Below are 22,945 nucleotides of genomic sequence, written 5' to 3' on the forward strand. Positions count from 1 at the left end.
CAGGCTAACTATGGCTGTTCCTTACTTGCCGTGGCAAAGCTTATACTTCTTGCCGCTTCCGCAAGGACAAACATCGTTACGTCCTACGCGTTCCTCGCGCTTAGCCGGGCGTTTCTCGACCGCTTCTCCGCCGCCGCTTGTCGTCGTCGTTTGGCCTTGAGCTACCTCTTGACGCTCCAGGTTGCTTTCCACGCGCGCCTTCATGATATATCTAGCGACTTCCTCTTGAATGCTCTCGATCATTTCCTTGAACATCTCGAAGCCTTCGAATTGATATTCGCGAAGCGGATCCGTACCGCCATATGCACGCAAATGGATACCTTGACGCAGCTGGTCCATCGCATCGATGTGATCCATCCATTTGCTGTCTACTGCACGCAGCACGACAACTTTCTCGAATTCACGCATCGTTTCAGGTCCAAGCTCTTCCTCGCGCTCATCGTAAGAAGCAACGACTTCTTCATAAATATAGTCGACAATCTCTTCTTTCTCTTTGCCCCAAATTTCTTCCTTGGACAAAGATCCTTCCTGAAGGAAGGTAGCGTGCGCGTAATCCACAATGGCCTGAAGATCCCACTCCTCTGGAATATCTTCTGCGCAGTGCGCTTCAACAATGCGGTCGATAACAGGCTTAATCATATCCATTACTTCCTGGCGGATGTTCTCCGAGCCAAGAATGTCACGGCGCTGCTTATAAATAACCTCACGCTGTTGGTTCATTACATCATCGTATTGCAAGACGACCTTCCGGATGTCGAAGTTATTGCCCTCAACACGCTTCTGTGCGGATTCGATCGCTCTCGAGATCATACGGCTCTCAATCGGCTGATCCTCATCGAGTCCAAGCTTGTCCATCATGCCCATAATATTTTCCGAACCGAAGCGGCGCATCAGTTCATCTTCAAGCGACAAGTAAAACTGCGAAGAACCCGGATCACCTTGACGTCCCGCACGACCGCGCAGCTGATTATCGATACGACGGCTTTCATGACGCTCTGTACCGATGATATGCAAGCCACCAAGTTCAGCAACGGATTCGCCCAGCAAAATATCCGTACCGCGTCCAGCCATATTTGTTGCGATCGTAACCGAACCTGCTTGTCCCGCGCGTGAAATGATTTCCGCTTCCTCCGCATGGAACTTCGCATTAAGGACCTTATGCGTCACACCGCGGCGTTTCAGCATTTCTGACAGTTTCTCAGAGTTCTCAATTGAAATCGTACCTACCAGCACCGGCTGGTTTTTGCTGTGGCGTTCAACGATTTCTTCAACGACCGCTTTGAATTTGCCGATCTCGGATTTATAAACGACATCCGCGATATCCTTACGGATCATGGAGCGGTTCGTAGGCACTTGAATAACGTCAAGACCGTAAATGCGCTTGAACTCTTCTTCCTCTGTCTTCGCCGTACCCGTCATCCCGGCTAGCTTGCGATACATACGGAAATAGTTCTGGAAGGTAATCGTCGCAAGCGTCATGCTCTCGTTCTGAACCTTCAGCTGCTCCTTTGCTTCGATCGCTTGGTGCAAGCCGTCACTGTAACGGCGTCCAGACATCAGACGGCCCGTGAACTCATCGACAATGACAACTTCTTCTTCTTCCACGACATAATCCACATCGCGCTTCATAATGAAATTGGCTTTCAGCGCTTGTTGAATATGGTGGTTCAGCGTCACGTTCGCATGGTCGAACAGGTTCTCGATTTGAAAAGCCTTCTCTGTCTTCTCAACGCCTGATTCCGTCAGCATTACGCTGCGCAGCTTAATGTCAATCGTAAAGTCCTCATCAGGCTTCAAACGGCTAATAAAGCGGTCAGCGGCAAAATATAGCTCTGTCGATTTCGCAGCTTGTCCCGAAATAATAAGCGGCGTCCGCGCTTCATCGACTAGGATGGAATCCACTTCATCGATAATGGCAAAATAAAGCGGGCGCTGAACCATTTGTTCCTTGTACAGAACCATGTTGTCACGCAAATAATCGAATCCGAATTCGTTATTCGTACCATAAGTAATATCACATGCATAAGCCTCTTGCTTCTCGTCATGCGATAAGCCGTGAAGGTTACAGCCAACGGTCATGCCGAGGAAACCGTAAAGCTCACCCATTAGCTCGCTGTCACGCTGTGCCAAGTAGTTATTGACCGTAATAACGTGAACGCCCTTGCCAAGCAATGCATTCAAATAAACCGGAAGCGTAGCAACAAGCGTCTTACCTTCACCTGTTCTCATCTCCGCGATTTTGCCTTCATGCAGAACCATACCGCCAAGCAGCTGCACATCAAAATGACGCATGCCAAGCGTACGCTTGGAAGCTTCTCTTACCGTTGCAAAAGCCTCCGGCAAAATTTTGTCCAGCGTTTCGCCTTTTTCAATTCTCGCTTTGAATTCCTCTGTCTTCGCGCGCAGCGCTTCATCGGATAAAGACGTAAACTTCGACTCTATCGCATTTATTTCATCTACCGTCCGCTGGAGCCGTTTTACCTCGCGCTCGTTATGGTCACCAAATATCTTTTTCACTAATCCGAGCATGGAATTCCCCTTTCGTAATGACGCCTCTTTGCATTAAATTGTATCAGTTTGTCGACACCGCCGCAACGAGGATGCATGTAAAAGAAAAAGCCTTTCTCCATTATGGAGAAAAGGCCCTTTGATTTAAGTATAATGACGGTTAGCCTTGCTCAATTAATCCGTATTTTCCGTCGCTGCGTTTGTAAACAACGCTTACCTCTTTGTTGTCTACATTCGAGAAAACGAAGAAATTATGTCCTACCATATTCATTTGCAAAATCGCTTCTTCCACATCCATAGGTTTAAGCGCAAAACGTTTGGTACGCACGAGTTCCAAATCGTCTTCTTCTTCCAGAACGCCCACTGCTGAGCCTTCCTCCTTGAATAAGGCGCGTACGCCGCTGCCTTGGCGGAACTTGCGATTCACTTTTGTTTTATGTTTGCGTATTTGTCGTTCGAGTTTGTCCGCGACCAAATCAATGGATGCGTACATATCCTCGCTTTTCTCCTCGGCTCTTAGCATGACACCGGTGAGCGGAATGGTCACCTCAACTGCATGTTTACCTTTGGTGACGGATAATGTTGCGTTAATATCGGAGGTGATTGGTGCTTCGAAATATTTATCCAATCGGCTGAGTTTTTTTTCGACGTATTCTCTCAATGCGTCTGTCACTTGAAAGTGTTGACCTCGAATGTTGTAGTTCATGGGGAACTCCTCCTTTACATGGGATTATTATATCATATGTAAACGCTCAAATCAAAATAGTTTTTGTTTTATTTCGAATTTTCAGATAAATGATGCTGTAGTACTACTAGATTCATTATTCTTAATATCTAAGCCTTATCCTGTCGCCAATCAGCGTATTAGACACAAAAAAAAGCCCCGGTTTCCCGGAGCTTATGTTGGTTTCTTGTTTAATGATCCAAAATATAGGTTGGCTGGATCAGCCGAATGATTACAATTTAACTACGTTAGCTGCTTGTGGACCACGAGCGCCTTCAACGATATCGAATTCGACGGATTGGCCTTCTTCAAGTGTTTTGAAACCTTCGGTTTGGATTGCGGAGAAATGAACAAATACGTCGCCGCCTTGCTCAGTCTCGATAAATCCATAACCTTTTTCTGCGTTAAACCATTTAACTTTACCTTGCATGTGCAAACATTCCCTTCATCTTCAAATACTGTGAGGCATCTCATTGTATAACCCACAATTTGACTATAACACCCACTTCACGGAATTGTCAAACAATTTATTGTAAGCGAATTCATTTGAGGTTTTACGGGGGATTCCGGCTGACGATTCATGTCGAAAAAGAGACAATCGTCTCCCGTATTTATAGTAGGTTTGTCTTATGCTAAGATTGATCGAGTATTCCGGAGGACTGCCTTCATGACTTCCGAATCATTCGAAATGCTGCCAACGACTTTAATTTTCCGCTTTCTCACATCTAAGCTCTTTAACTGATCCGTTAGAACGACTCCAGTAAAAGGAAGTCCTTCCGGCAGTAGAACTTCAAAGGCATAATCCTTTGCTTGGTTGGTGATAGGACATACAACTGCAAAACCGGTCAGATCATTAAATTCGGTTTCAGACAATACTAAGGCCGGGCGCCTTCCTGCTTGTTCCCTACCGGCTTGGGGATCAAAATCAAGCCAAACCAAATCGCCTCGTGCAGGAATAATCAAAGCAACTCGTCTCCTTCAATACCAAGATCTATCTCTTCATGACGCGGAGATCCTAGCTTGATTTTTGAGAGCAGCATCCTCATATGATTGCGTAATTCTTCTGGTGTCTCCGATGGTTTGGTCACGGGACGAAGTAATATTTCATTATTTGCCGTAAGAATGATTTGCAGCTCCGCGCCTTCATCCAAATTCAGTTGCTTAAGAAACTGACTTGGAATACGGACAGCGCTGCTATTCCCCCACTTACTTAGAGTTGCTGTAGTCATCAGAATCAGATCCTCTCCATTTGTATAGTCCAAGTATATCTCACCTCACTCAACTTGTATATACATAGGATATACATCAACTGCATTTGTGATACCCTTTCTTAGGATTAAAAAAATAAAGCCACCACAAGGGTGACTTTATCCAGCCGTAAAATTATATTAGATAACAGTTGATTGAGTTTGTTTGAAATTATTTCCACTCGCTTGTCCTGCTAACTGGTTATATTGCTTGGCAGCTTGGATCCAGGTTTCCTTCAAATCGACTAGATAGCCGAGCACCTCTTCTACTGGCTCAATACTTTTCTTCACGTTTGCTTCAATAAGACGAGAATTGAAATATTCGTATAATTTGATCAAGTTCTCGGATACAGGGTTCGCTCGATCAATCGTGATCACGAACTCACTGATTATATCCTGTACTTTTAATAGATTTGTATTTGCATCGGAATAACGCTGCTCTTTAATCGCTTCAATTCCTTGACGGCAAAAACGGATCGCGCCATCGTAGAGCATAATAAGTAATTGTCCTGGGGTAGCCGATTGAATGGTATTCTGAATATACTTATTACGTTGTTGAAGTTGCATTTTTTATCCTCCTATGAACTAAATTGCTGTTTTAGCCTAGCACTTTTTGAGTTCATCTTATTTAAGGCATGTCTTTATCAGTACGCTTAGCAGTATGCCCCATTATCCTTTTTCATCTATTAATATCCCAGCCATCTCCCAAAGCTTAGCTACAAAATCCAGGTTTTTCTCTGGAGGGATCTCGCGTATAACTTCTCCCGATACACTATCAAGTACTTTCACTGAAATAATATTGGTTTGCTTATGGACAGAAAATTCTAAGTTCGTGCTCTTTCCTTCCATAGCTTTAATAGCCCTATCGATTGCTTTAACAAGCTGCTCATCGCTAATTGCGAAATGCTCGCCGCGAAGCTCTGCTTTTTTCAATTCCTCTTGGCTGGTGATTTTCGAGAGTTGCTGAGTATCACTTGCCCCAACAGAGCTTGCTTTCTCTACTCCGGAATTCCCCAAATCGTTACCAATCGCACTTCGGTTCAGCGAGCTCATTGCCCCTGTTGCCGGCACATTAGTGTTCATTGCCTATCATTCCTTCCGCATCAATAGTTCTAGGATTTATATCGGCTAATAACCTCATTTCTATTAGATGGAAAGCTATATTTTGGAATGAAACTTTTATAATAACTTTTTCATAATCAGTAAATCTTTGTCTTCCATTTTGGCGCTCCCCATAGCTGCATATAAAACAAAAATAAGGCCTCATCTAAGAGAAGCCCTATTTTGTTCATTATTTCTTTTTATCAAAAAAAGCACCGTACGGAGAATAAGATTGCCCGAACTCACCGTACTGCTGATTAACCGCTTTGCTTTTATTCATGTTCAACATTTCGGATTCCAGCAACTTTTTTTTCCGATCCATAATGGGATGGATCTTTAAATCCATATCATTAACTGGTTGAAGATAGTTTTTTTTCTGATCTTCTGTTAATTGGATACCCTGCGAGAAAATACTGCTCAGACTGTCCATTACCTCTTGTCTTTTATCAAGCAGCTCTATCCAATCTTCCGGTTCGCTTTCGTCGTCTGCTACACTCTGCTCTAACGATTGCGTATAGATTAAGAGCTCGTTAAGCAAGGAATCTAGAGAGGCGCTAATAGTCATTATCCCCTCTCCTTCTAAACCGATTGTGCTGCCAGCCAGCTGCTTTGAGAGCTTGCCTTGCTCATCGCGGTTTCCATTGCGGTGAATTTACTCCAGTAACGGTTCTCGATGCTCTCGAGCCGCGTTCCCCATTTGCTGATATCCGTATTGAGCCTGCTCAGACCTTTGCCAATCGTACTGTTGTCAATGAGTGAAGCACTGCTTCCCGCTTTATCCGTAAGTTTGCTCATCGTGCTGTTCAGCTGATCATACATCCGCTGAGCAAGCCCGCTCTCATTAAATTTCGTTGAGGCATCCGTTGATGAGCTGGTTTTGGTGAACAACTCCATTACGCCGCTTCCATCATTGGAAATCGCTTCACGCAGCTTCGCTTCATTAATATACAACTTTCCTTTTTCCGCGTAGGTGCCGGTTGTAATCCCAATATCGCTAAGGTTATCATTTTTCGCGCTAATGCCTGTACCTTGTACGTTCGTCGATAAGGATTGACGCATTTGGGTCAGTACATTTGAGAGGAGTGAATCTTGGCGTAATAATCCGCTCTTTGCCTTCTCTTCCCATTGTTCAATTTGTTTCTCGGATAACGATTCTTTTTCCTCCGCTAATAAGGGCTTGTAATCTTTATAAGAAGCTTCGGTAATTTTTTTATTAATTTTATCCGTTATTTCATTATATTTATCAACATATTCCTTGATAGATTTAAAAATAGCATCCTCATCTGGCTTTAGATTAACTTGCGTTGTTCCTGCAGTTTTAATGGAGAATTCAACGCCATCAAATGTGAAGGACGAGCTATTGACTTGATATGGTATTCCATTAATCTCAATGTTTCCTGGTGTAGCGTTTTTTGAGGACTGGAATCCATCATTTGTACCAAAATCAGTTATCGTTACAGAACTATCAACCGTCCCCGTAGATAATCCAAGCTTGTTACCCGCGCCAAAGCCGCCCGTGTTGCTAATCGAAATCGCTGCGCTTGCACCGCTTGTTGTCGTTGTAAACGTTATGGACTTATCGTCTTGCAAATAGCTTGCCGTAACTCCTGTTGCAGAGGAATTACTATTCACTTTAGCTATTACACTGCTAATGGTGTCGGTTGCTGTCACATTTATGGTTTTTGCTCCAATTTTAAAATCGAAAACTTCACCAATGACGGCTGCTCCATCCGTCAATCCCGTCGTCGTAAATTTCACGGAAGCTGCTTTTGCCGCCTCAGGGAGATCTGTAACCTTCACATTATAAGTAGATGAGCTTGGGTTTCCTTTTTGTTTAGCAGACACGATTTTATCATCATCTGATGCCAATACCTTTTTCTGATAGGTCCCCTGGAGCCTCATATCAAAGGTTTTGTTCTTTAGATCTAATAAAAGAGAATTCATCTCTCTGAATTGGTCCCTTTTCCATTCCTCGATCTGTTTTTTCTGAAGAAGTTTATTTAGCGGCGCGCTCTCAGCCTTCATTAAATTCTTTACAATCGAATCCGTATCCAGACCTGAGACTAATCCTCCCATGCGAATGGAGTTTATCATGTTATTCCTCCTGCCTATTCTCATCTATTTGCTAAAAAATCTCTTGTAAGCCCGGTTTACGTTCACGTTAATATCTTCTACTAGTAGTATCGGATAGAAATAGAATATAGTTTAGGAAATTTTATTAAAAAGGATAAAATCATAGAGAGTATCTCCGTTCAAGCTTATCGTCGAATATCTTTTATCCTTCTGAATATTTAACATTTATTTAAATACTCGGAATGAGAAAAGAATAAAAAAAAGCCTTAGGTATAGACCTAAGGCTTTCCTTAAAGAGCGGATTAACGAAGCAATTGAAGAACGCCTTGCGGTTGTTGGTTAGCTTGTGCAAGCATATCTTGTGCAGCTTGTGCAAGGTTGTTGTTTTTCGTTTGTTCCATCATTTCTTTCGCCATATCAACATCACGGATACGGGATTCAGCAGCTGTTAGGTTCTCAGAAGCAGTTCCCAAGTTGTTGATTGTGTGCTCAAGACGGTTTTGTACAGCACCTAGTTTAGAACGCTCGCTGGAAACGGACGCAGTTGCTTTATCAAGAACTGCGATTGCTTTAGCATCATCTTCTTTAGTGGAGATATCAATGCAGCTTCATTTTTCACGTCATCAGTACCATTAGTAACTGAGTTAGCTGTTGTGAAGCCAGCATCGCCAGCTTTGCCTGTGATACCTAGAGCTTTGGAACGCATGTCGTTGACTTCGAGAGTCATGGATTGACCTGTATTAGCACCAATTTGGAAGGAAGTTTTGAATTCCTTTTGAACTCCGCCGTCAATAATAGCGATGTCATTACCAGCTTTACCAGCTGTGCTTGCAGTAATCGCGAGTTTTCCAGAAGCTGCTACAGATGATGTATCTACTCCTTCTATTTTCTCACCAAATTGAGCTGCTACCGCAGTTGCTAGCGCTTGATCCCAGTTTGCAGTTGCGTTAATTGCATCACTGATGTTGCAGCTAGACTAAAAGTGGACACATCGTAGTAGCGACCTGTTACAATAAACCCAACAATAATAGGTCGAGGTGTATTATGGGCGATATCCGTCAACATTTTGATGATGAGTTTAAACGTCAAACCGTCAAGCACATGCAAGAATCTGGGAAAACCCCATCTGAAGTTTCGAAGATCCTTCGGAAGCTTGTCCCCAGGTTCCAGGCAGACTTGGTAATCGTGTCCTTCTAGGCTGAACTCCAGCATTGCCTTTCCGCCAGAGTAGGTTTCGTACAGGTCGTACATTCTATGTAGCTTAGAAACACTTCAGGAAACTCATTAGCTGCTCTCAGCAACTTTAGATCCTCATGGGTCAAGATCACTTTCACACTCATTACCCCGTTCGTTTAGATTGGTGAAACAGAAATAAGGCTTCTCCGAAGAGAAACCCTAGCTGTTGATGAACATCATACGTATGTATGTTCAAATCTATGATATATGTTTTCATTTTGCTTTAGTTCACCTTAAGCAAAAGAGACCCTAGATAGTCTAGGATCTCCTTGTAATTCGTTAAGATTAACCAAGCAATTGTAGAACGCCTTGTGGTTGTTGGTTAGCTTGTGCAAGCATAGCTTGTGCAGCTTGAGCAAGGATGTTGTTCAGGAATATCAGCATATATTCATTTTATATTGGAATAACCGCTATCAATTATTTATGTTTTTTTCATCCCTTGCTGGAACACCCAGTACAACACTGAATTCTCTAACTTCCTTCGTTACAACAGCACCTGCTGCGACCAAACTGCTTCTTCCAATATGAATGCCCTGTATAATTGTTGCTCCTGTCCCTATATGAACGCCATCCGCGACAGTGATCCCACCAGACAACGTTGCTCCTGGTGCAATGTGTACGTGATCTCCTATCTTACAATCGTGGTCAACAGATACCTTTGTGTTCACGATCGAATTTACCCCAATCACACTATCTGTTTGAATGATCGCTCCAGCCATTATTTGTGCTCCTTCTAATAGCCTCGCGCCCTGACTGATAATAGCTGATGGATGAACTACATTTGCGAATGTATAGCCTTTTCTTTTAAACTTCTTGTAAATCTCTTCTCTTTTTGCTGTGGATTTAACTGATCCAAGCCCATTGACCAGCAAAACTTTATCGGGCTCATATTTAAATATGTCAGCATCATTACTTAATACTTGTATACCACCGTCTACATTCTGTATAAAAGATACATCCGGAGCGCATATGCCAATAATTTCAATAGATTGGATATGTAACGTATCGATCAATACTTTTGCATGACCGCCAGCGCCCAGAACAATGACAGGGGACCTCATAATCTCACCGGTTCAGCAGCCTCATAATCTGTGTCGGCTTCTCTCCCCAGTAAACTCCAATAATGTATTGGGGCAACGCCGTCGCCTGGCCGTTTAATCATTAAGTTCTCTTCCGAAAACTTTTGCCCTTTAAAAATTGGTTTCGAAGCAAGAATGCTTTTTCTAGCGATTTCCATGTTTTTATGTTCAGAATCTGCAGGTCTTTTTATAGTTGATCCTAATGCCATTTCAACTTGCCGAATAGATTGAACCATCAGTTTGAGCTCATTCGGCTCTAAGGAAGCTTTGTGATCAGGCCCAGGCAAAGTCCGATCAAGCGTGAAATGTTTCTCTATGACCATAGCCCCTCTTGCCACAGCAGCAACAGGAATTGCAATTCCGGGTGTATGATCTGAAAATCCAACAGTCAAACCAAAGGCTTGTTTTAACGTATCCATAGCCCTAAGATTTACTTCAGCAAAGGGAGCTGGATACTCCGTTGTACAATGAAGAATTGTTACGTTCTTACGCAGTGCTGATTGTCCTGCTTCTGAACTGTATGCGAGCTCAAACGCACGAATGGAAGGTTGTTCCTGGTTATTCATATAACCAAATGCCAAAACACTCAGCGCTTGCTCGATTTCACTCAAATTGCTCATGCCTGTAGAAATAATAATGGGCTTACCTGTCTGAGCTATTTGTAATAAAAGAGGAGCATTCGTAAGATCACCCGAAGACACTTTAATTTGCGATAAATTAAACGTTTGTACAAGTAAATCCACACTATCATGATCAAACGGGGTAGATAAGAACTCGATACCCTTATTTTTGCAATAGTTGATCAGGTATTGATGGGCTTCTTCATCGAGCTCCAACTTTTTAATCATTTCATATTGCGTTTCATTGCTGTCTGTGGTTTTGTTCTGATACTCTGCCTTTGCTGCATTACGAGTTACCAAGTTGTCAGCTTTAAAGGTTTGAAATTTTACTGCATCAGTACCAGCCTCAACAGCAGCATCAATCAATTGGACTGCCATTTCCAAGGATCCGTTATGGTTCACACCCGCTTCAGCAATAATAAACGTTTTAGCCATCTTACAACCTCTCTCTTAGTAACATAAATGCCTCTGCTGCTTCAAATCCCGCGGCTACCCCTCTTAAATAAGCTAGTGATTGCATAGCTTTTTGACTCCTTGGAAATGGAAATTCACCCAGTTCACTTGAAAACACATTCATTATTTCTAACTTTTTATCAAGGTCATCTTGGATATTAACAAACACATTAGGTAGAAAACCATTATTATCAGGATTAATTCCAAAATCTGTTTCTGATAATGTTTCATATACTAATACCCTGTGTATACTCGGATAGCGGAACCATTTCGTGCAGGCCACTGTTGCATCAAAGACAACTGAATGATCGGAATGAACATCCCCGCGATAAGGTATATAGAGAGTCTTAGGTTGAACTTCTTTAAAAACATTCCCGATTGCGCTTACAATTTTACCTAATGGTAAAGCATCTAATTGCGCTGTCGGAAATTTCAAATGGTGAACACTACTAAATTTGTACATGGCCGTGACTTCTTCAATTTCTTTTTCTCTTTCTTTAATTCGCTCACTAGAGAATCCGTCCTTCTCATGGATATGAGTAATAATCAACCAATGAATTTCATCACCATTTTTAAGGTGCCTTAACAACGTTCCACCACACCCTAAAGTTTCATCATCGGGATGTGGAGCAACTACAATGACAACTTCCTTCATAATTAATACGTAATCTCCTTTATAAGAAGTTTATCGTCAATGGCTATTGTAGCCAATACATCTGCTATTTTGTCAGAACTATCGCCGTTTCCATAAGGATTAAAAGAGGCCTTCACTTTTTGGATATATTCCTGATCAAATATCGCTTTTGTAACGGCCTGACAAATCTCATTTGGATCATGTCTTACAAACTGTACATTTTCCCCGTGAAGTCTCCCTTTTTGACGATTCCCCACATTTACTACAGGAAGCTTTAAATAAGGCGCCTCTAAAATCCCTGCGCTTGAATTCCCTAATAAACAACTGGCATGTCTTAATAAATTAATAAACTCCAACCGAGGAATATTTTTGCTCACATGAATAAAAGGCTCATTTCTATATTCATTTATTGCTTTTATCATCTGTTGTCCACCAGCGTCTGAGTTAGGATAACTAATAATCGTTTTAATTCCCATCTCTTTAACTGATTCCATCGTTATTTTCATTTGATTGTATGCCTCTTCGATCTCAGTCGAAATAACATGCTGAATTAATACAACTACAGGCTCAGTTTCTTCTATATGAAAACCCATTTTTTCTGACAATTCTTTTTTCGTTAGAAAAGGAACGGATTTGATTCGGTCAAGCCCTGGATTTCCAACATTAAAAATTCTAAATGATTCCTCCCCAAGCTTTATTATTCTCTCCGCACTTTCTTCATTCGTAGTAAAGTGCAAATGTGCAAGTTTGGTTACGGCATGTCTAATTTGATCATCGACGTTACCGATGACCCTGTCTCCCCCTGCAATATGAGCAACAGGAATATTCATATAGGCACCTACTAAAGCCGTTGACATTGCCTCTTCTCGGTCACCGAGAACAAGTAAAAAATCCGGATTAACCCTTGTAATGGTTTGAATCATGCCTTGTAATTGTATCCCTAAACCCTTCACTCTCGATGAACTCTGATCACTATTTAAAAGGCTTTCAATTCGATCTGCAATCTTAAAATTATCTTGGCTAATCTCATTCACAGTATTACCATAAGAGTCCGATAAATGAGCTCCAGTTACAATTAATTCTAACTCCAAAAAAGGATGGTTTGTAATTGCTTTAAATACAGAGGACATAATGTCATACTCTGATCTAATTCCAGTTATACCTACTATTTTTCTCTTTTTCATTCGTCACATTCCCAAAATTGATTAAATTTTTCAACCATAACAAAGTCAAAGTCAGCGTTTTCTGCAAATTGTCTATCGATTTCTCTATCTCCAAAAAATAAGACCTTCAATGGCTTTTCTGATTGCAAACACTTTATATGTTTGACTGCTGAAATCGAAGGTTTAAAATGATTTTTATCAAAATCACCTGTAAAAACTACGTTTTCCATCAAAGTCCATCTATGTAATTGTAACGAGGAAAATTTCTTTCTTTGTAATAACGGATTCCCATCCGTTACAATAAATATACTTTTTTCAATTGAAATTCTTTCTAATAACTGAAGAACGTTATCAATTAATTCAAGTGTAGGAGTGAAATTCCTAAAAATAGTTACACACTCTTCGATAAGATGGAAATCGTTCGAATTACACATTTTCAATACTTCTTCAAAAATATAAGGATATGAACTGCCCTTTTCAATCCATCGATTTTTCATCCAAATATAAATTGCTTCCTCATTAATTAAAGTAGTCGATGCTATTAATTTGGCAATGGGTACATACACTTGACTAATATAATTTAACTCATTATAAAGTGTTCCATCCATGTCAAATCCAATAACATCATATTGAGAAATATTAATAGAAGAAAGCTTCACTGTAATACCTCTTCATTTTCAGTCCATATTTAACTTGTTGCGGTGAAATTTCGTCACCATTTATAAAATGAGAAATAATTAATGAAATCCAATTCTCAGTAGCCGCGAATCCTAGAGCCATTCCCCCAGCAATTCTAGGGTTAATTTCAATAAACTTTATTTCCCCATCTTCTTCCTCTATACATTGGATGTTGATGGGCCCTTTAAATTTAATCGCAGAACAGATCTGCTTTACCCAACTTTCTATATTTTCATGTTTAACGACAATGCCAGCCGTAGACTTTCCATCTTTAATATGCTTTCTTTTTCTCGGTACTATATAAACAGGATTTGAATATTTATCACAAAAAACATCAATTGTATACTCGGTTCCTTCAACAAAATGTTGACTTATATTACCATCCATATTTGTTTTGCTTTTTGTTTTAAATATCCCTTGGCTCCCTCTTCCATTTCTTGGCTTAATCAATTCAAATTCTTGATCTAGACTTGTGTTAGGGCAAGGTATTTCGTTATCTCGAAAAAATATATATGTCAACCATTTATCTTGAAAAATACGTATCGTTTCTTTCTCGGATAAAATAATGCTAACACCTGCCTGATTAAACGTTTCAGCATTTAATGCCCATCCATATAATGTTTCATCCAGTGAGGGGATAACTATATCTATCTTATTTTTTTTCAGAAGATCCTTTATTTTCCCCCATAACTCAGGATCTTTATTAGGGGGCATTTGAATGAACTCATTTGCAATTTGTTTTGCATAGCAATCTAAATCTACATCAGATGCAACTGCTATTTGTCCAGCCTCTTGAATGGACTTAATTAAGTAAGCTGAAATCATACTTCCAGAAGCCTCAGTTAAGACTCTCATTAACGTTACTCCTTATAGAATAATGTATGCTATATTGGGGTCGAAAGAAAATCTATTTATTTGATACTTGCGTAAGTCCAATAACTCTAACATAGCTTGCGTCTCGCCTGGCCACCAAGGATTATTAATTTCATCAAATGCTAAAACTGCTCCTTTGGGCATTCGAGGTAGGAATTTTTCTAGAGCAACTTTCGTTGGCTCATAAAGATCAAAATCAAGGAATAATAAACTGATTAACAAGTGTGAATTTTCGTCTAAAAATTGTGGAATCGTTTTTGTTGCGTCACCCTTAATCATGAAAACCTTTTGGAATTGATTTAAATAGCGATTTTCATCAAATTCATTTATCAACTCTGTCAATTCTGTATATACATCATAACCAGTCGAGAATCCGCCAACCTTAATATTTTCATTTTTATTACTCTCCAAACTATTTTTATCCTCATCTGATATATCAGCAAATCCTTCAAAAGTATCAAACCCTATTATGCGTCTATCTAGCGCATATGGTTCTAGCGCTGCAGATAATTTTGCCCATGCCATCAAGCCCGAACCATGATGAACACCGCATTCAACTATGTTTCCTTTGATTGTACTTTGCATCTTAAAAAGCTCATACCTAGCTATAAATCTTGCCATACTTTGGCGAGACGCATATTTTTCAAATTGGGTTTTACTTTGTTCCTTCGAAATCATACTTCTGGTTTCAACTCCTATCATTTTTTTTGAAGCACGACATGATACCTTTTATAATATCCATTTGAAATACAATTTTCATGCGAAATCAGTTTAGCTTCTTTGATTTCAAAAAAAACGTCTATTAATTCATTTATCTTTTCAAAATTAAAATACGATTGTATAGTCCCTTGTTCATGTTTCGTTGCTACAATTTCCTCACCATTAAATTCTCGAAAATGGATACTATCATCACCTGATACTAGATCACAGTAAAATAGGCCATCCTTTTTTAACACTCTATGTGCTTCCTTAATAGCTAATCGTGCAGTTTCAAATGACATACTATCAAGCACACCGTGACTAACCATAAAATCAAAATATTGTTCCTGCCAGGGTAATTGAGTAACATCACCTTGTACAATTCTTTCTTCAGCTGCACTTAAACCATTCTCTTTAGCCCATTGAATGGCATATTTCACAGCATTTTCAGACAAATCCACTCCATATGGTTCTAATTTCATTTCACAGAAATAGACAATGTGCCTACCAATACCACAACCTAAATCCAATACTTTTGGAGTCGCATCATAAGAATTGACATCTAAAAATTCTTTTAATCCAATTCTTTTTCTAACATATTTTGAAGTAAATCTAATTACTTCTTCATGTGGATAAAACACATAATTATCTCTATTAAAATAAGATTGCTCCCAAGCACTTTTTAATAAATCTTCCTGTTTCATTCCAATCCCTCCGCGTTAACACGAGTCATACCTAACATGACACTGCTTGGTATATTAATCAATTGCATTTCGAGATTTTCTACAACAGTTAATTCCATCCTCGGAAATTTGGTGAAAATTGGCAATTTGTGCATTAAGGTCCATACTGGTCTTGACATAATTCCTTGATTATTCAATTTCTCTAGTAAATATTCGCGTTTCATTTCATCAGGACTATTTAATACTATCGTATTTAGCCAATAATTACTTTTCGCAAATTCAGGTTCCACCATGAAAGAAGCACAATCGATTTCTGCAATAACTTTCCGATAAGAATCAGCTAATGCTCGTTTTTTAATCAAGAAATGATCGAGCTGTTCCAACTGAGCGCAACCCAAAGCTGCATTGATATTAGGGAGTCGATAGTTAAAGCCGATTTGATCATGATTAAATGCCCATTTATGAGGAACTTTAGCTGTAGTTGTTACATGCTTAGCAAGCTTTGCCAACGATTCATTATTCGTTAAAATGGCACCACCGCCGCCAGTAGTAATAACTTTATTTCCATTAAAGCTTAAAGCGGATACTTTTCCAAAATTGCCTGTATGTTTACCCTTGTAATAGGAACCTAGGGATTCGGCTGCGTCTTCTATAAGTTCTATATGATAACTAGCACATAGTTCCATTAGTGGATCTAGATCCACAGGATGGCCAAAAGTATGCATTGGTACGACCGCTCTAATGCGACGACCCGTTATTTTATTATAACAATCACCTTGCTTAATCTCCGCAATATCCTTTAAATAGTCACTTAACTTTAGCGGGTCAATCCCCAACGTTCTCATTTCACTATCGACAAAGTGCGGAATCGCGCCGCAATAGGAGACTGCGTTCGCCGTCGCTATAAATGTTAAAGAAGGTATGAGAACTTCATCATTCTGTTCTACGCCAGCTAGTTTCAGACAAATATGTAAGGCCGCTGTCCCATTAACAACAGCAATCGCATGATTAACACCCGTATATTCCGCTAAGTCATGTTCAAATCTATCAACGAATTTACCGACAGAGGAGACCCAGCCTGTATCCAAGCATTCTTTTACATATTCCCATTCGTTTCCACTAAAATGAGGCTCATGCAAAGCTATAAATTTTTGATCATCAGGTAAAGCCGATGCAATTACTTTCACTAATTTGTCTAATTCATCTGAATCTCTCATATATTGTACCGATCCGCTTTATAAGTCGAAAGATTGTGAGGGTTTGTAAACCACTCCACAGTCTCCATTAAACCTCTTTTAAACCCTTCACGCCCACCATACTTCGGTTTCCAGCCTAATATCCGTTTAGCTTTAGCATTTTCCGCCCAAAGTCGTTCGACCTCACTCTTTTCCGGACGAATGCGCATCTCGTCGGTATCGACCTTCACTTTTGCATTCATGACTTCAGCAATTAAATCAACCGTATCACCGATTGAAATTTCATAATTACTGCCGATATTAATTATCTCGCCGATCGACTGGTCTGATTGTGCGACAGAGATAAAACCATCGACAGTATCTTTTACAAAGTTAAAGTCCCGCGTCGTATTCAGAGCACCCAGTTTAATGTTCGTTAACCCATTTGCAATTTGCGTAATAATAGTAGGGATTACAGCACGAGCAGATTGACGAGGACCGTAAGTGTTGAAGGGTCTAATAATGGAAACAGGCACGCTAAACGAATCATAGAACGACATTGCAATCTGATCTGCGCCAATTTTGGAGGCTGAATAAGGAGATTGCCCTCGTAGTGGATGCTCTTCAGTGATGGGCACGAACTGAGCTGTTCCATAAACCTCGCTCGTTGAAGTATGGACAACCTTTTGAACTCCTAATTCACGAGCTGCTTGTACGATGTTTAATGTCCCCTTCACATTCGTGTCAATATACGTATCGGGTGAATGATATGAATAAGGGATTGCTATTAAGGCCGCGAGATGCAAAACAACATCACAACTCTTCATGGCAGCTCTTACGCCATAAGGGTCACGAATATCTCCTGAGAAGACGTCCAGACTCTCTTTTATATCTTGTGGAGCTTGATCTAACCACCCCCACGAGTTAAAAGAATTATAATATACAAAAGCACGGACATCATGACCTCTTCGGATCAATTCTTCGGTTAAATGTGAGCCGATAAAGCCATCCGCGCCTGTTACAAGTATCTTTTTATTGGCTAAATCCATTTCATTCCCTCCATTTAACTTCGTAAACTCAAATAATGTTCAAGTAATACAAAGTCAATCTCGTTATCGATATCCAGAGAGCGTGTAGAATCCATTACATATGCAATCGACTCGTCGGCAAGAAATGATTTACTCTCTTTAAGCCAGTTGCAATCAGCAATATAGATAGCCCCGTTTAGAATATATATTGGCGGCAAATCTTGTCTTCTTACATACTTAATTTCATTGTTACTAATTAACGGTTGTAGATTTCCGTCAATTACTTTGTACATCCAGTAAGGAGTCTCACTCGACTCGCAAACTGATACACAGCAAAGCGCTTTTTTACTGAAACAATACTCAATTGCACCGTCTATATCCTCTACACTTCTAAGCGGTGACGTAGGTTGAAGTAGAACAACAAAATCATACTCCGGTAATTGATCCATTGCATGCAAAACCGGGTCGATTCCTGGTGTATCATCTTCCGCCAAATGTAGAGGTCTTACAAACGGAATATCACAGCCCCACTCAGCTGCTACCTTTATTATTTCTTCATCTTCTGAGGATAAAACAACTCTATCTATATATTTTGATTTTCTAGCCTCATCTATGGTCCACGCAATTAACGGTTTGTCTTGAACGACACGAATATTTTTCCTTGGAATCCCCTTCGATCCACCTCTTGCTGGAATGAGAGCCAAAATTTTTTTATTGTGAATCATTCAAAGACCCCTCCGTATTCGTTATTGGCCTTTTGAAAGTCATCTATTCGCCCAATATCCAACCAGTATTCTCGAATAGGATAAATAGTTGCCTCGATCTCATGCTCTAATAATGAGGCAAACAATGAAGGCATATCATAATAAGTATTTCGCGGTATGTATTCGATTACATTTGGATTCAATACATAAATGCCTGCGTTGACATAGAACTGTTGGATTGGCTTCTCTGCAATGTTTACAAATCTATTATTGCTGCTCACTTCAACTACTCCATAAGGCACCTGATATTCATATTCTCTGACACACATCGTTGCTGCGGTTTTCTCTTTAATGTGAAAGTCAACTAGATGTTTAAAGTTTGTTTTAGTTAATAAATCACCATTCATAATGACTAGCGGAGACTTAGGTAACGAAGGTAACAATGATAGCGCTCCTGCCGTACCCATACGCTGATCTTCTCGAATATATCGAATATCGACGCCCCACTGTGATCCGTCTCCGAAATAATCTTCTATCATTTCCGCTTTAAAATTGACTGAAAGATAAAATTTCTTGAATCCATAGCTTTTAAAATTTTCAATTATTGTTTCAAGCAATGGCTTGCCGCCAATTTTCAGCAGCGGTTTGGGACAATCCTCCGTTAGCGGTCTTAACCTTGTTCCTAACCCTCCGGCCATTAGTACAACCCAATTCTCCATCGGATCAGGTTCCAGAATATGCTTTAACGTTTCTAAATGAACAATTCTTCCTTCGTTATCCACGATAGGCAAATGCCGAATGGCTTTTTGTCTCATGACTTTCATTGCTTGTTCTTGTGAATAGTTCTCGGTTAAACAGATCGGATTCCGGTTCATTATTAAACCGACTGGCTCTTGCAAGGATACTCCTCTTAAGATAGCCCGTCTAATATCGCCATCTGTAACAGTTCCAACTAATTTGTATTGGCTATCTACGACCAGAGCAATCTGCATGGCAGACGAATCAATTACCTCTAGGACTTTTACAATTATAGTTTCGAGGGATACAACTATTTTTTTCCAATCCATTGTTGACTCACTACTCTCTATTAGATTACCCTAATAACTCTAACGAAAAAGGCGTTCCCTTTTTCACAGATTGATTCACTTTCTTTCCTAGCACAACATCCATATATTTCGGAGCAAGCAGCTATCTAGCAGCTCGAACGACATTTAAAGTGCCTTTCACATTAATACCTACATAGGTATCAGGTGAATAATAGAAATAAGAAAGGCAATAAAAGCCGCGAGGTGAGAACCACATCACAGCTTTTAAATAATTATAAAGTACAAAGGCTTTGACCTATAGCCCTGTCGAACTTTTTAGTCATGAGATCACTCCGTTGGATGTGGCCTGATTAGTAAATCTTGAATTGCTTCGAATACAGGGGTTATCGTTCTCATATCAACCTGACACCCATAAATAAACTTACCAAAATGCTGCGTAATTAAGTCCGCTTTGACCATATTATCCTTTTCAAACTTAATTTTCCCTATATTCTTCATCAATAATTCTTCTTGAACCCGATTCATTGGCTTAAGAAAGGTCGTATAAAACTGGTTCACTTGGATTTTCATAAATAATTTATCAAACTTAGGGAATAACTGACCTAAACGAGGTTTATCTTTGTGCTCTTTAAAACGGTTCATTTCGTTAAAAAAGTTTGTGGATTGATTATAGCTATTGCGAAGCTCTTCATAATGCTTCTTCATCTCAATGGCTTGCTTTTTGGCATATGCCAAGTTGTAGATATTATCATTATGAACGAACCACTTTGGATCTACAACACGTCCATTCAACTTAGTTCGTATCACTTCTTCGAGCGACATAAACGAAGTATGCTCGATCTTGGCTCCGCCTTGCGTTGTATTGATGACCTGCATAGTAGGACGTGCTTGTAAAACAGTCTCAATCTGTTGCTTCATGCTCAGATAGCTTTTTTTAGATTCAATTCGTTCACCGTCCACGCTTTCAACTAGAACCATATCTTTACGATCTGAAGGCAGTACGTCCGCCTGTTCTCGGATGACTAGCGCTTCGCTTGAATAGAGCATGTTATTTCTAAAAGCCAAGTTTTGTGCCACTAGAATAACTAAATTTGACTGCAACGCATACAGCAATTGTAAAGCAATGACTGAAATGGTACTCGCATCATTCACGACTTCTAGTGGTTGCTTGGTAATAGCTTCGAGATAAAATTGCGCTACAGGGTCTTGACTCGTTAACATGTGCAGTTTAGGCCCATTATAATACTTCAACACTTCGAACCCTACACTGCTACCAAAAATAAGAGGAATGTCCGTAATCTCAAGTTCATTTAACTTTTCAAATACTTTCTGATTCAGTTCGCTTGGGTCATACGTACAAGCAGCATCAGGATGAATGCCGTGCGCAAGCAATGCATTGATCGATGTCCCCACAGAGAATATGTACGCCAATCCGTTTTCTTTTATATATTTCAGATGTTCAATTTCATCTTGCAACGATGGTCCTGCTGCAACTAAAATAACTGGCTTCCCTTTGAACACATCTCGCTTCTCAATTAAGACGTTAGGCGTTTTTATTGTTTCTTCCAAATTAATCAAACTGTTGAATATCCATCGTTTTTCATAGCTTATGTTTACTTGAAGAGAACTTTTTTTCTGAGAGATCAACTCTTTAAATACTTCTGAGAAGTATTTAAATTTATCGGGAAATGCTTTCTCGTAACTAGGCAATTGAAGGAACAACAGTTCCTCATGCATTCCTTCGACAAATTGGTGCAAAGAATTTAGCCCTTGTGCTATGCTTGTTTCCAAAATGATATGCCTACACTGAGCTGGAAGCTTCGGAAGTGAAATCCGAGAAAGAAACTCTTCAAATAATTTAGGGACTGGTTCATATATCGTAAAAGGGATTCCCGGATATTTATTAATCAACGCTTCAATATGGTAACCTAGACCTGTACCGTAAAAAAGAATATGCTTATACTGTTCTATATTGTCGAACTGTTGAATGAATTGTCTGGCTTCCTCGATCGGGTTATATTTACTGTGTAAGTATAATGATTTTCCCTGGTTTTCTATAACTACGGTAGGCTCGGCGCTTTTGGAAGGAAGAATCTCATACGCGGCATCCACGGTTTGTTCCTTTAACGTTTCTAATTGACTCCAAACTTGGGCGAACCTATTCTTCAGAAACAGAACATTATCAGCTAAGATCATGACTCTTTACCTCGTTATCAATTGTATGGGTTACAGTTTGCAGCAATTGCTCAAAAATCGAAACGATTTCATACTTAAGTATGTCACCTGTTAACACTAAATCCTCATTCTTCAATGCCTCTTCCAAATTAGAGAGCTCCGCGTGAAGTGATCTTGACGTCTCTATATATGCCTCACAATTTTGAAACTGTTCCTCAGTTTGGATCTTTTGTACACTTTGTACAATCCAAGCTGTTCCTTCTAATAGTTGCGTTAACTTATCCCAACTTGTCTTGGATGCGCCTTGATAAAACTCATCTCCCAACTTCTTTACTTCAGGAAGCGCGTCTTCAAGATATTGCTTCATGGTAATAACCAATGTTTCCATCATCTGTTTTTCGGTCTGGACCTTAATATGTACGTGCTCGATCTCTTGTATATGTTCAATTAAGAACGCTTGAAAACCTTCATACACTTCCACACCGTTAATTTCCATCAAAACCAGACTTACATCATTCGCGTTTAGAATCTCTTCAATTTGGACTAAACACGGTTCAATTGAGCTGATTTCATTGTGATATGTAAAAGAATGATCTAGAATAGTAACTAACACAAAGTAACCCCCAGTTAATTAATTATTTATTTCTATTATCGACATTTGAACAGGAATTCATTAGTTCTTATAAAAAGGCTCTGTTATCCTTGCTTGTTGATTTTCGACCAAAAGAAAAACCGCCCAATTTGGCGGTTCATTCTGAACTATCGTTCACCGTTAGCTTAATGACCTGACATGTGATTTATGGTACGGTTCACCGTAATGTATCTTAACACAAAGTTCTGTTTGACCAAAAAAATATATTAGTAATAGTGTCTCTTTGAGCGATGGAAAAGGGTCTATAAATAATTTTGTGTAAACTCATTTTAACAGTTGTTGACGATTCTATTCAATAAAATTGAAATTAAATACTGGTAATCCAAGCGTAGAATCCACTTCTATACTCACACTTCCAAAGTGTACCATATGTTTTAAATCTTTTTTTACGATT

General features: G+C 39.8%; 24 protein-coding genes and 2 pseudogenes. All 26 read right to left on the minus strand.

What is annotated here, in order from left to right:
• Positions 1-21: 21 nt before the first annotated feature.
• Entirely contained in the window at positions 22-2,529 is a 2,508-nt protein-coding gene (gene secA / locus ACN6MW_RS11585) for a preprotein translocase subunit SecA (protein WP_419875547.1), read from the minus strand.
• Positions 2,530-2,668: 139 nt separating this feature from the next.
• The gene (gene hpf / locus ACN6MW_RS11590) at positions 2,669-3,214 is read right to left on the minus strand and encodes a ribosome hibernation-promoting factor, HPF/YfiA family (RefSeq protein ID WP_419875548.1); all 546 of its coding nucleotides are present in this window, start codon (positions 3,212-3,214) and stop codon (positions 2,669-2,671) included.
• A gap of 250 nt (positions 3,215-3,464) precedes the next feature.
• Positions 3,465-3,662, minus strand: a complete 198-nt coding sequence (locus ACN6MW_RS11595; protein ID WP_028608231.1) for a cold-shock protein — start codon at positions 3,660-3,662, stop codon at positions 3,465-3,467.
• Positions 3,663-3,859: 197 nt separating this feature from the next.
• Positions 3,860-4,195 (minus strand): type II toxin-antitoxin system PemK/MazF family toxin, encoded by a 336-nt coding sequence (locus ACN6MW_RS11600; protein ID WP_419875549.1) that lies wholly within the window; start codon positions 4,193-4,195, stop codon positions 3,860-3,862.
• Entirely contained in the window at positions 4,192-4,494 is a 303-nt protein-coding gene (locus tag ACN6MW_RS11605) for an AbrB/MazE/SpoVT family DNA-binding domain-containing protein (RefSeq protein ID WP_419875550.1), read from the minus strand. Before ACN6MW_RS11605 ends, ACN6MW_RS11600 begins: the two co-directional genes overlap by 4 nt.
• Before the next feature lie 126 nt (positions 4,495-4,620).
• Positions 4,621-5,046 carry a flagellar export chaperone FliS gene (gene fliS / locus ACN6MW_RS11610; RefSeq protein ID WP_419875551.1) on the minus strand — a complete coding sequence of 142 codons (426 nt, stop codon included), beginning with the start codon at positions 5,044-5,046 and terminating at the stop codon, positions 4,621-4,623.
• Positions 5,047-5,148: 102 nt separating this feature from the next.
• Positions 5,149-5,562 (minus strand): flagellar protein FlaG, encoded by a 414-nt coding sequence (locus ACN6MW_RS11615; RefSeq protein WP_419875552.1) that lies wholly within the window; start codon positions 5,560-5,562, stop codon positions 5,149-5,151.
• A gap of 208 nt (positions 5,563-5,770) precedes the next feature.
• The gene (locus ACN6MW_RS11620; RefSeq protein WP_419875553.1) at positions 5,771-6,145 is read right to left on the minus strand and encodes a hypothetical protein; all 375 of its coding nucleotides are present in this window, start codon (positions 6,143-6,145) and stop codon (positions 5,771-5,773) included.
• A 14-nt stretch (positions 6,146-6,159) separates the two neighbouring features.
• Positions 6,160-7,674: a flagellar filament capping protein FliD gene (gene fliD / locus ACN6MW_RS11625; RefSeq protein ID WP_419875554.1), complete on the minus strand. Its 1,515-nt coding sequence runs from the start codon at positions 7,672-7,674 to the stop codon at positions 6,160-6,162.
• A 281-nt stretch (positions 7,675-7,955) separates the two neighbouring features.
• Positions 7,956-8,422: pseudogene (locus ACN6MW_RS11630) on the minus strand (flagellin); the annotation flags it as partial.
• A gap of 149 nt (positions 8,423-8,571) precedes the next feature.
• Complete coding sequence (locus tag ACN6MW_RS11635) at positions 8,572-8,865, minus strand: hypothetical protein (protein ID WP_419875555.1); 294 nt, start codon at positions 8,863-8,865, stop codon at positions 8,572-8,574.
• A 309-nt stretch (positions 8,866-9,174) separates the two neighbouring features.
• A pseudogene (locus tag ACN6MW_RS11640) lies at positions 9,175-9,264 on the minus strand (flagellin); the annotation flags it as partial.
• Positions 9,265-9,302: 38 nt separating this feature from the next.
• A complete protein-coding gene (locus ACN6MW_RS11645; RefSeq protein WP_419875556.1) occupies positions 9,303-9,902 on the minus strand; it encodes an acetyltransferase in 600 nt (199 codons plus the stop codon).
• Positions 9,903-9,946: 44 nt separating this feature from the next.
• Positions 9,947-11,023, minus strand: a complete 1,077-nt coding sequence (neuB, locus tag ACN6MW_RS11650) for an N-acetylneuraminate synthase (protein ID WP_419875557.1) — start codon at positions 11,021-11,023, stop codon at positions 9,947-9,949.
• A gap of 1 nt (position 11,024) precedes the next feature.
• Positions 11,025-11,696 carry a PIG-L deacetylase family protein gene (locus tag ACN6MW_RS11655; protein ID WP_419875558.1) on the minus strand — a complete coding sequence of 224 codons (672 nt, stop codon included), beginning with the start codon at positions 11,694-11,696 and terminating at the stop codon, positions 11,025-11,027.
• A 2-nt stretch (positions 11,697-11,698) separates the two neighbouring features.
• Complete coding sequence (neuC, locus tag ACN6MW_RS11660) at positions 11,699-12,859, minus strand: UDP-N-acetylglucosamine 2-epimerase (protein WP_419875559.1); 1,161 nt, start codon at positions 12,857-12,859, stop codon at positions 11,699-11,701.
• A complete protein-coding gene (locus tag ACN6MW_RS11665) occupies positions 12,856-13,497 on the minus strand; it encodes an HAD family hydrolase (protein ID WP_419875560.1) in 642 nt (213 codons plus the stop codon). Before ACN6MW_RS11665 ends, neuC begins: the two co-directional genes overlap by 4 nt.
• Positions 13,478-14,371: an ATP-grasp domain-containing protein gene (locus tag ACN6MW_RS11670; protein ID WP_419875561.1), complete on the minus strand. Its 894-nt coding sequence runs from the start codon at positions 14,369-14,371 to the stop codon at positions 13,478-13,480. Before ACN6MW_RS11670 ends, ACN6MW_RS11665 begins: the two co-directional genes overlap by 20 nt.
• A 12-nt stretch (positions 14,372-14,383) precedes the next feature.
• Positions 14,384-15,067 carry a class I SAM-dependent methyltransferase gene (locus ACN6MW_RS11675; protein WP_419875562.1) on the minus strand — a complete coding sequence of 228 codons (684 nt, stop codon included), beginning with the start codon at positions 15,065-15,067 and terminating at the stop codon, positions 14,384-14,386.
• 20 nt (positions 15,068-15,087) lie between these two features.
• Positions 15,088-15,792, minus strand: a complete 705-nt coding sequence (locus tag ACN6MW_RS11680) for a class I SAM-dependent methyltransferase (RefSeq protein ID WP_419875563.1) — start codon at positions 15,790-15,792, stop codon at positions 15,088-15,090.
• Positions 15,789-16,988 carry a LegC family aminotransferase gene (locus tag ACN6MW_RS11685; protein ID WP_419875564.1) on the minus strand — a complete coding sequence of 400 codons (1,200 nt, stop codon included), beginning with the start codon at positions 16,986-16,988 and terminating at the stop codon, positions 15,789-15,791. The genes ACN6MW_RS11680 and ACN6MW_RS11685 overlap by 4 nt, the downstream gene beginning before the upstream one ends.
• Entirely contained in the window at positions 16,985-17,995 is a 1,011-nt protein-coding gene (locus tag ACN6MW_RS11690; RefSeq protein ID WP_419875565.1) for an NAD-dependent 4,6-dehydratase LegB, read from the minus strand. Before ACN6MW_RS11690 ends, ACN6MW_RS11685 begins: the two co-directional genes overlap by 4 nt.
• A gap of 14 nt (positions 17,996-18,009) precedes the next feature.
• Entirely contained in the window at positions 18,010-18,699 is a 690-nt protein-coding gene (locus ACN6MW_RS11695) for a cytidylyltransferase domain-containing protein (protein ID WP_419875566.1), read from the minus strand.
• The gene (locus ACN6MW_RS11700; protein ID WP_419875567.1) at positions 18,696-19,745 is read right to left on the minus strand and encodes a nucleotidyltransferase family protein; all 1,050 of its coding nucleotides are present in this window, start codon (positions 19,743-19,745) and stop codon (positions 18,696-18,698) included. Before ACN6MW_RS11700 ends, ACN6MW_RS11695 begins: the two co-directional genes overlap by 4 nt.
• A 306-nt stretch (positions 19,746-20,051) precedes the next feature.
• The gene (locus ACN6MW_RS11705; protein WP_419875568.1) at positions 20,052-21,920 is read right to left on the minus strand and encodes a motility associated factor glycosyltransferase family protein; all 1,869 of its coding nucleotides are present in this window, start codon (positions 21,918-21,920) and stop codon (positions 20,052-20,054) included.
• Positions 21,907-22,512, minus strand: coding sequence for a hypothetical protein (locus ACN6MW_RS11710; RefSeq protein WP_419875569.1), 606 nt, complete (start codon positions 22,510-22,512; stop codon positions 21,907-21,909). Before ACN6MW_RS11710 ends, ACN6MW_RS11705 begins: the two co-directional genes overlap by 14 nt.
• Between the last annotated feature and the right edge of the window lie 433 nt (positions 22,513-22,945).

The organism is Pristimantibacillus sp. PTI5, assembly GCF_048572955.1.
GTDB lineage: Bacteria > Bacillota > Bacilli > Paenibacillales > Paenibacillaceae > Pristimantibacillus.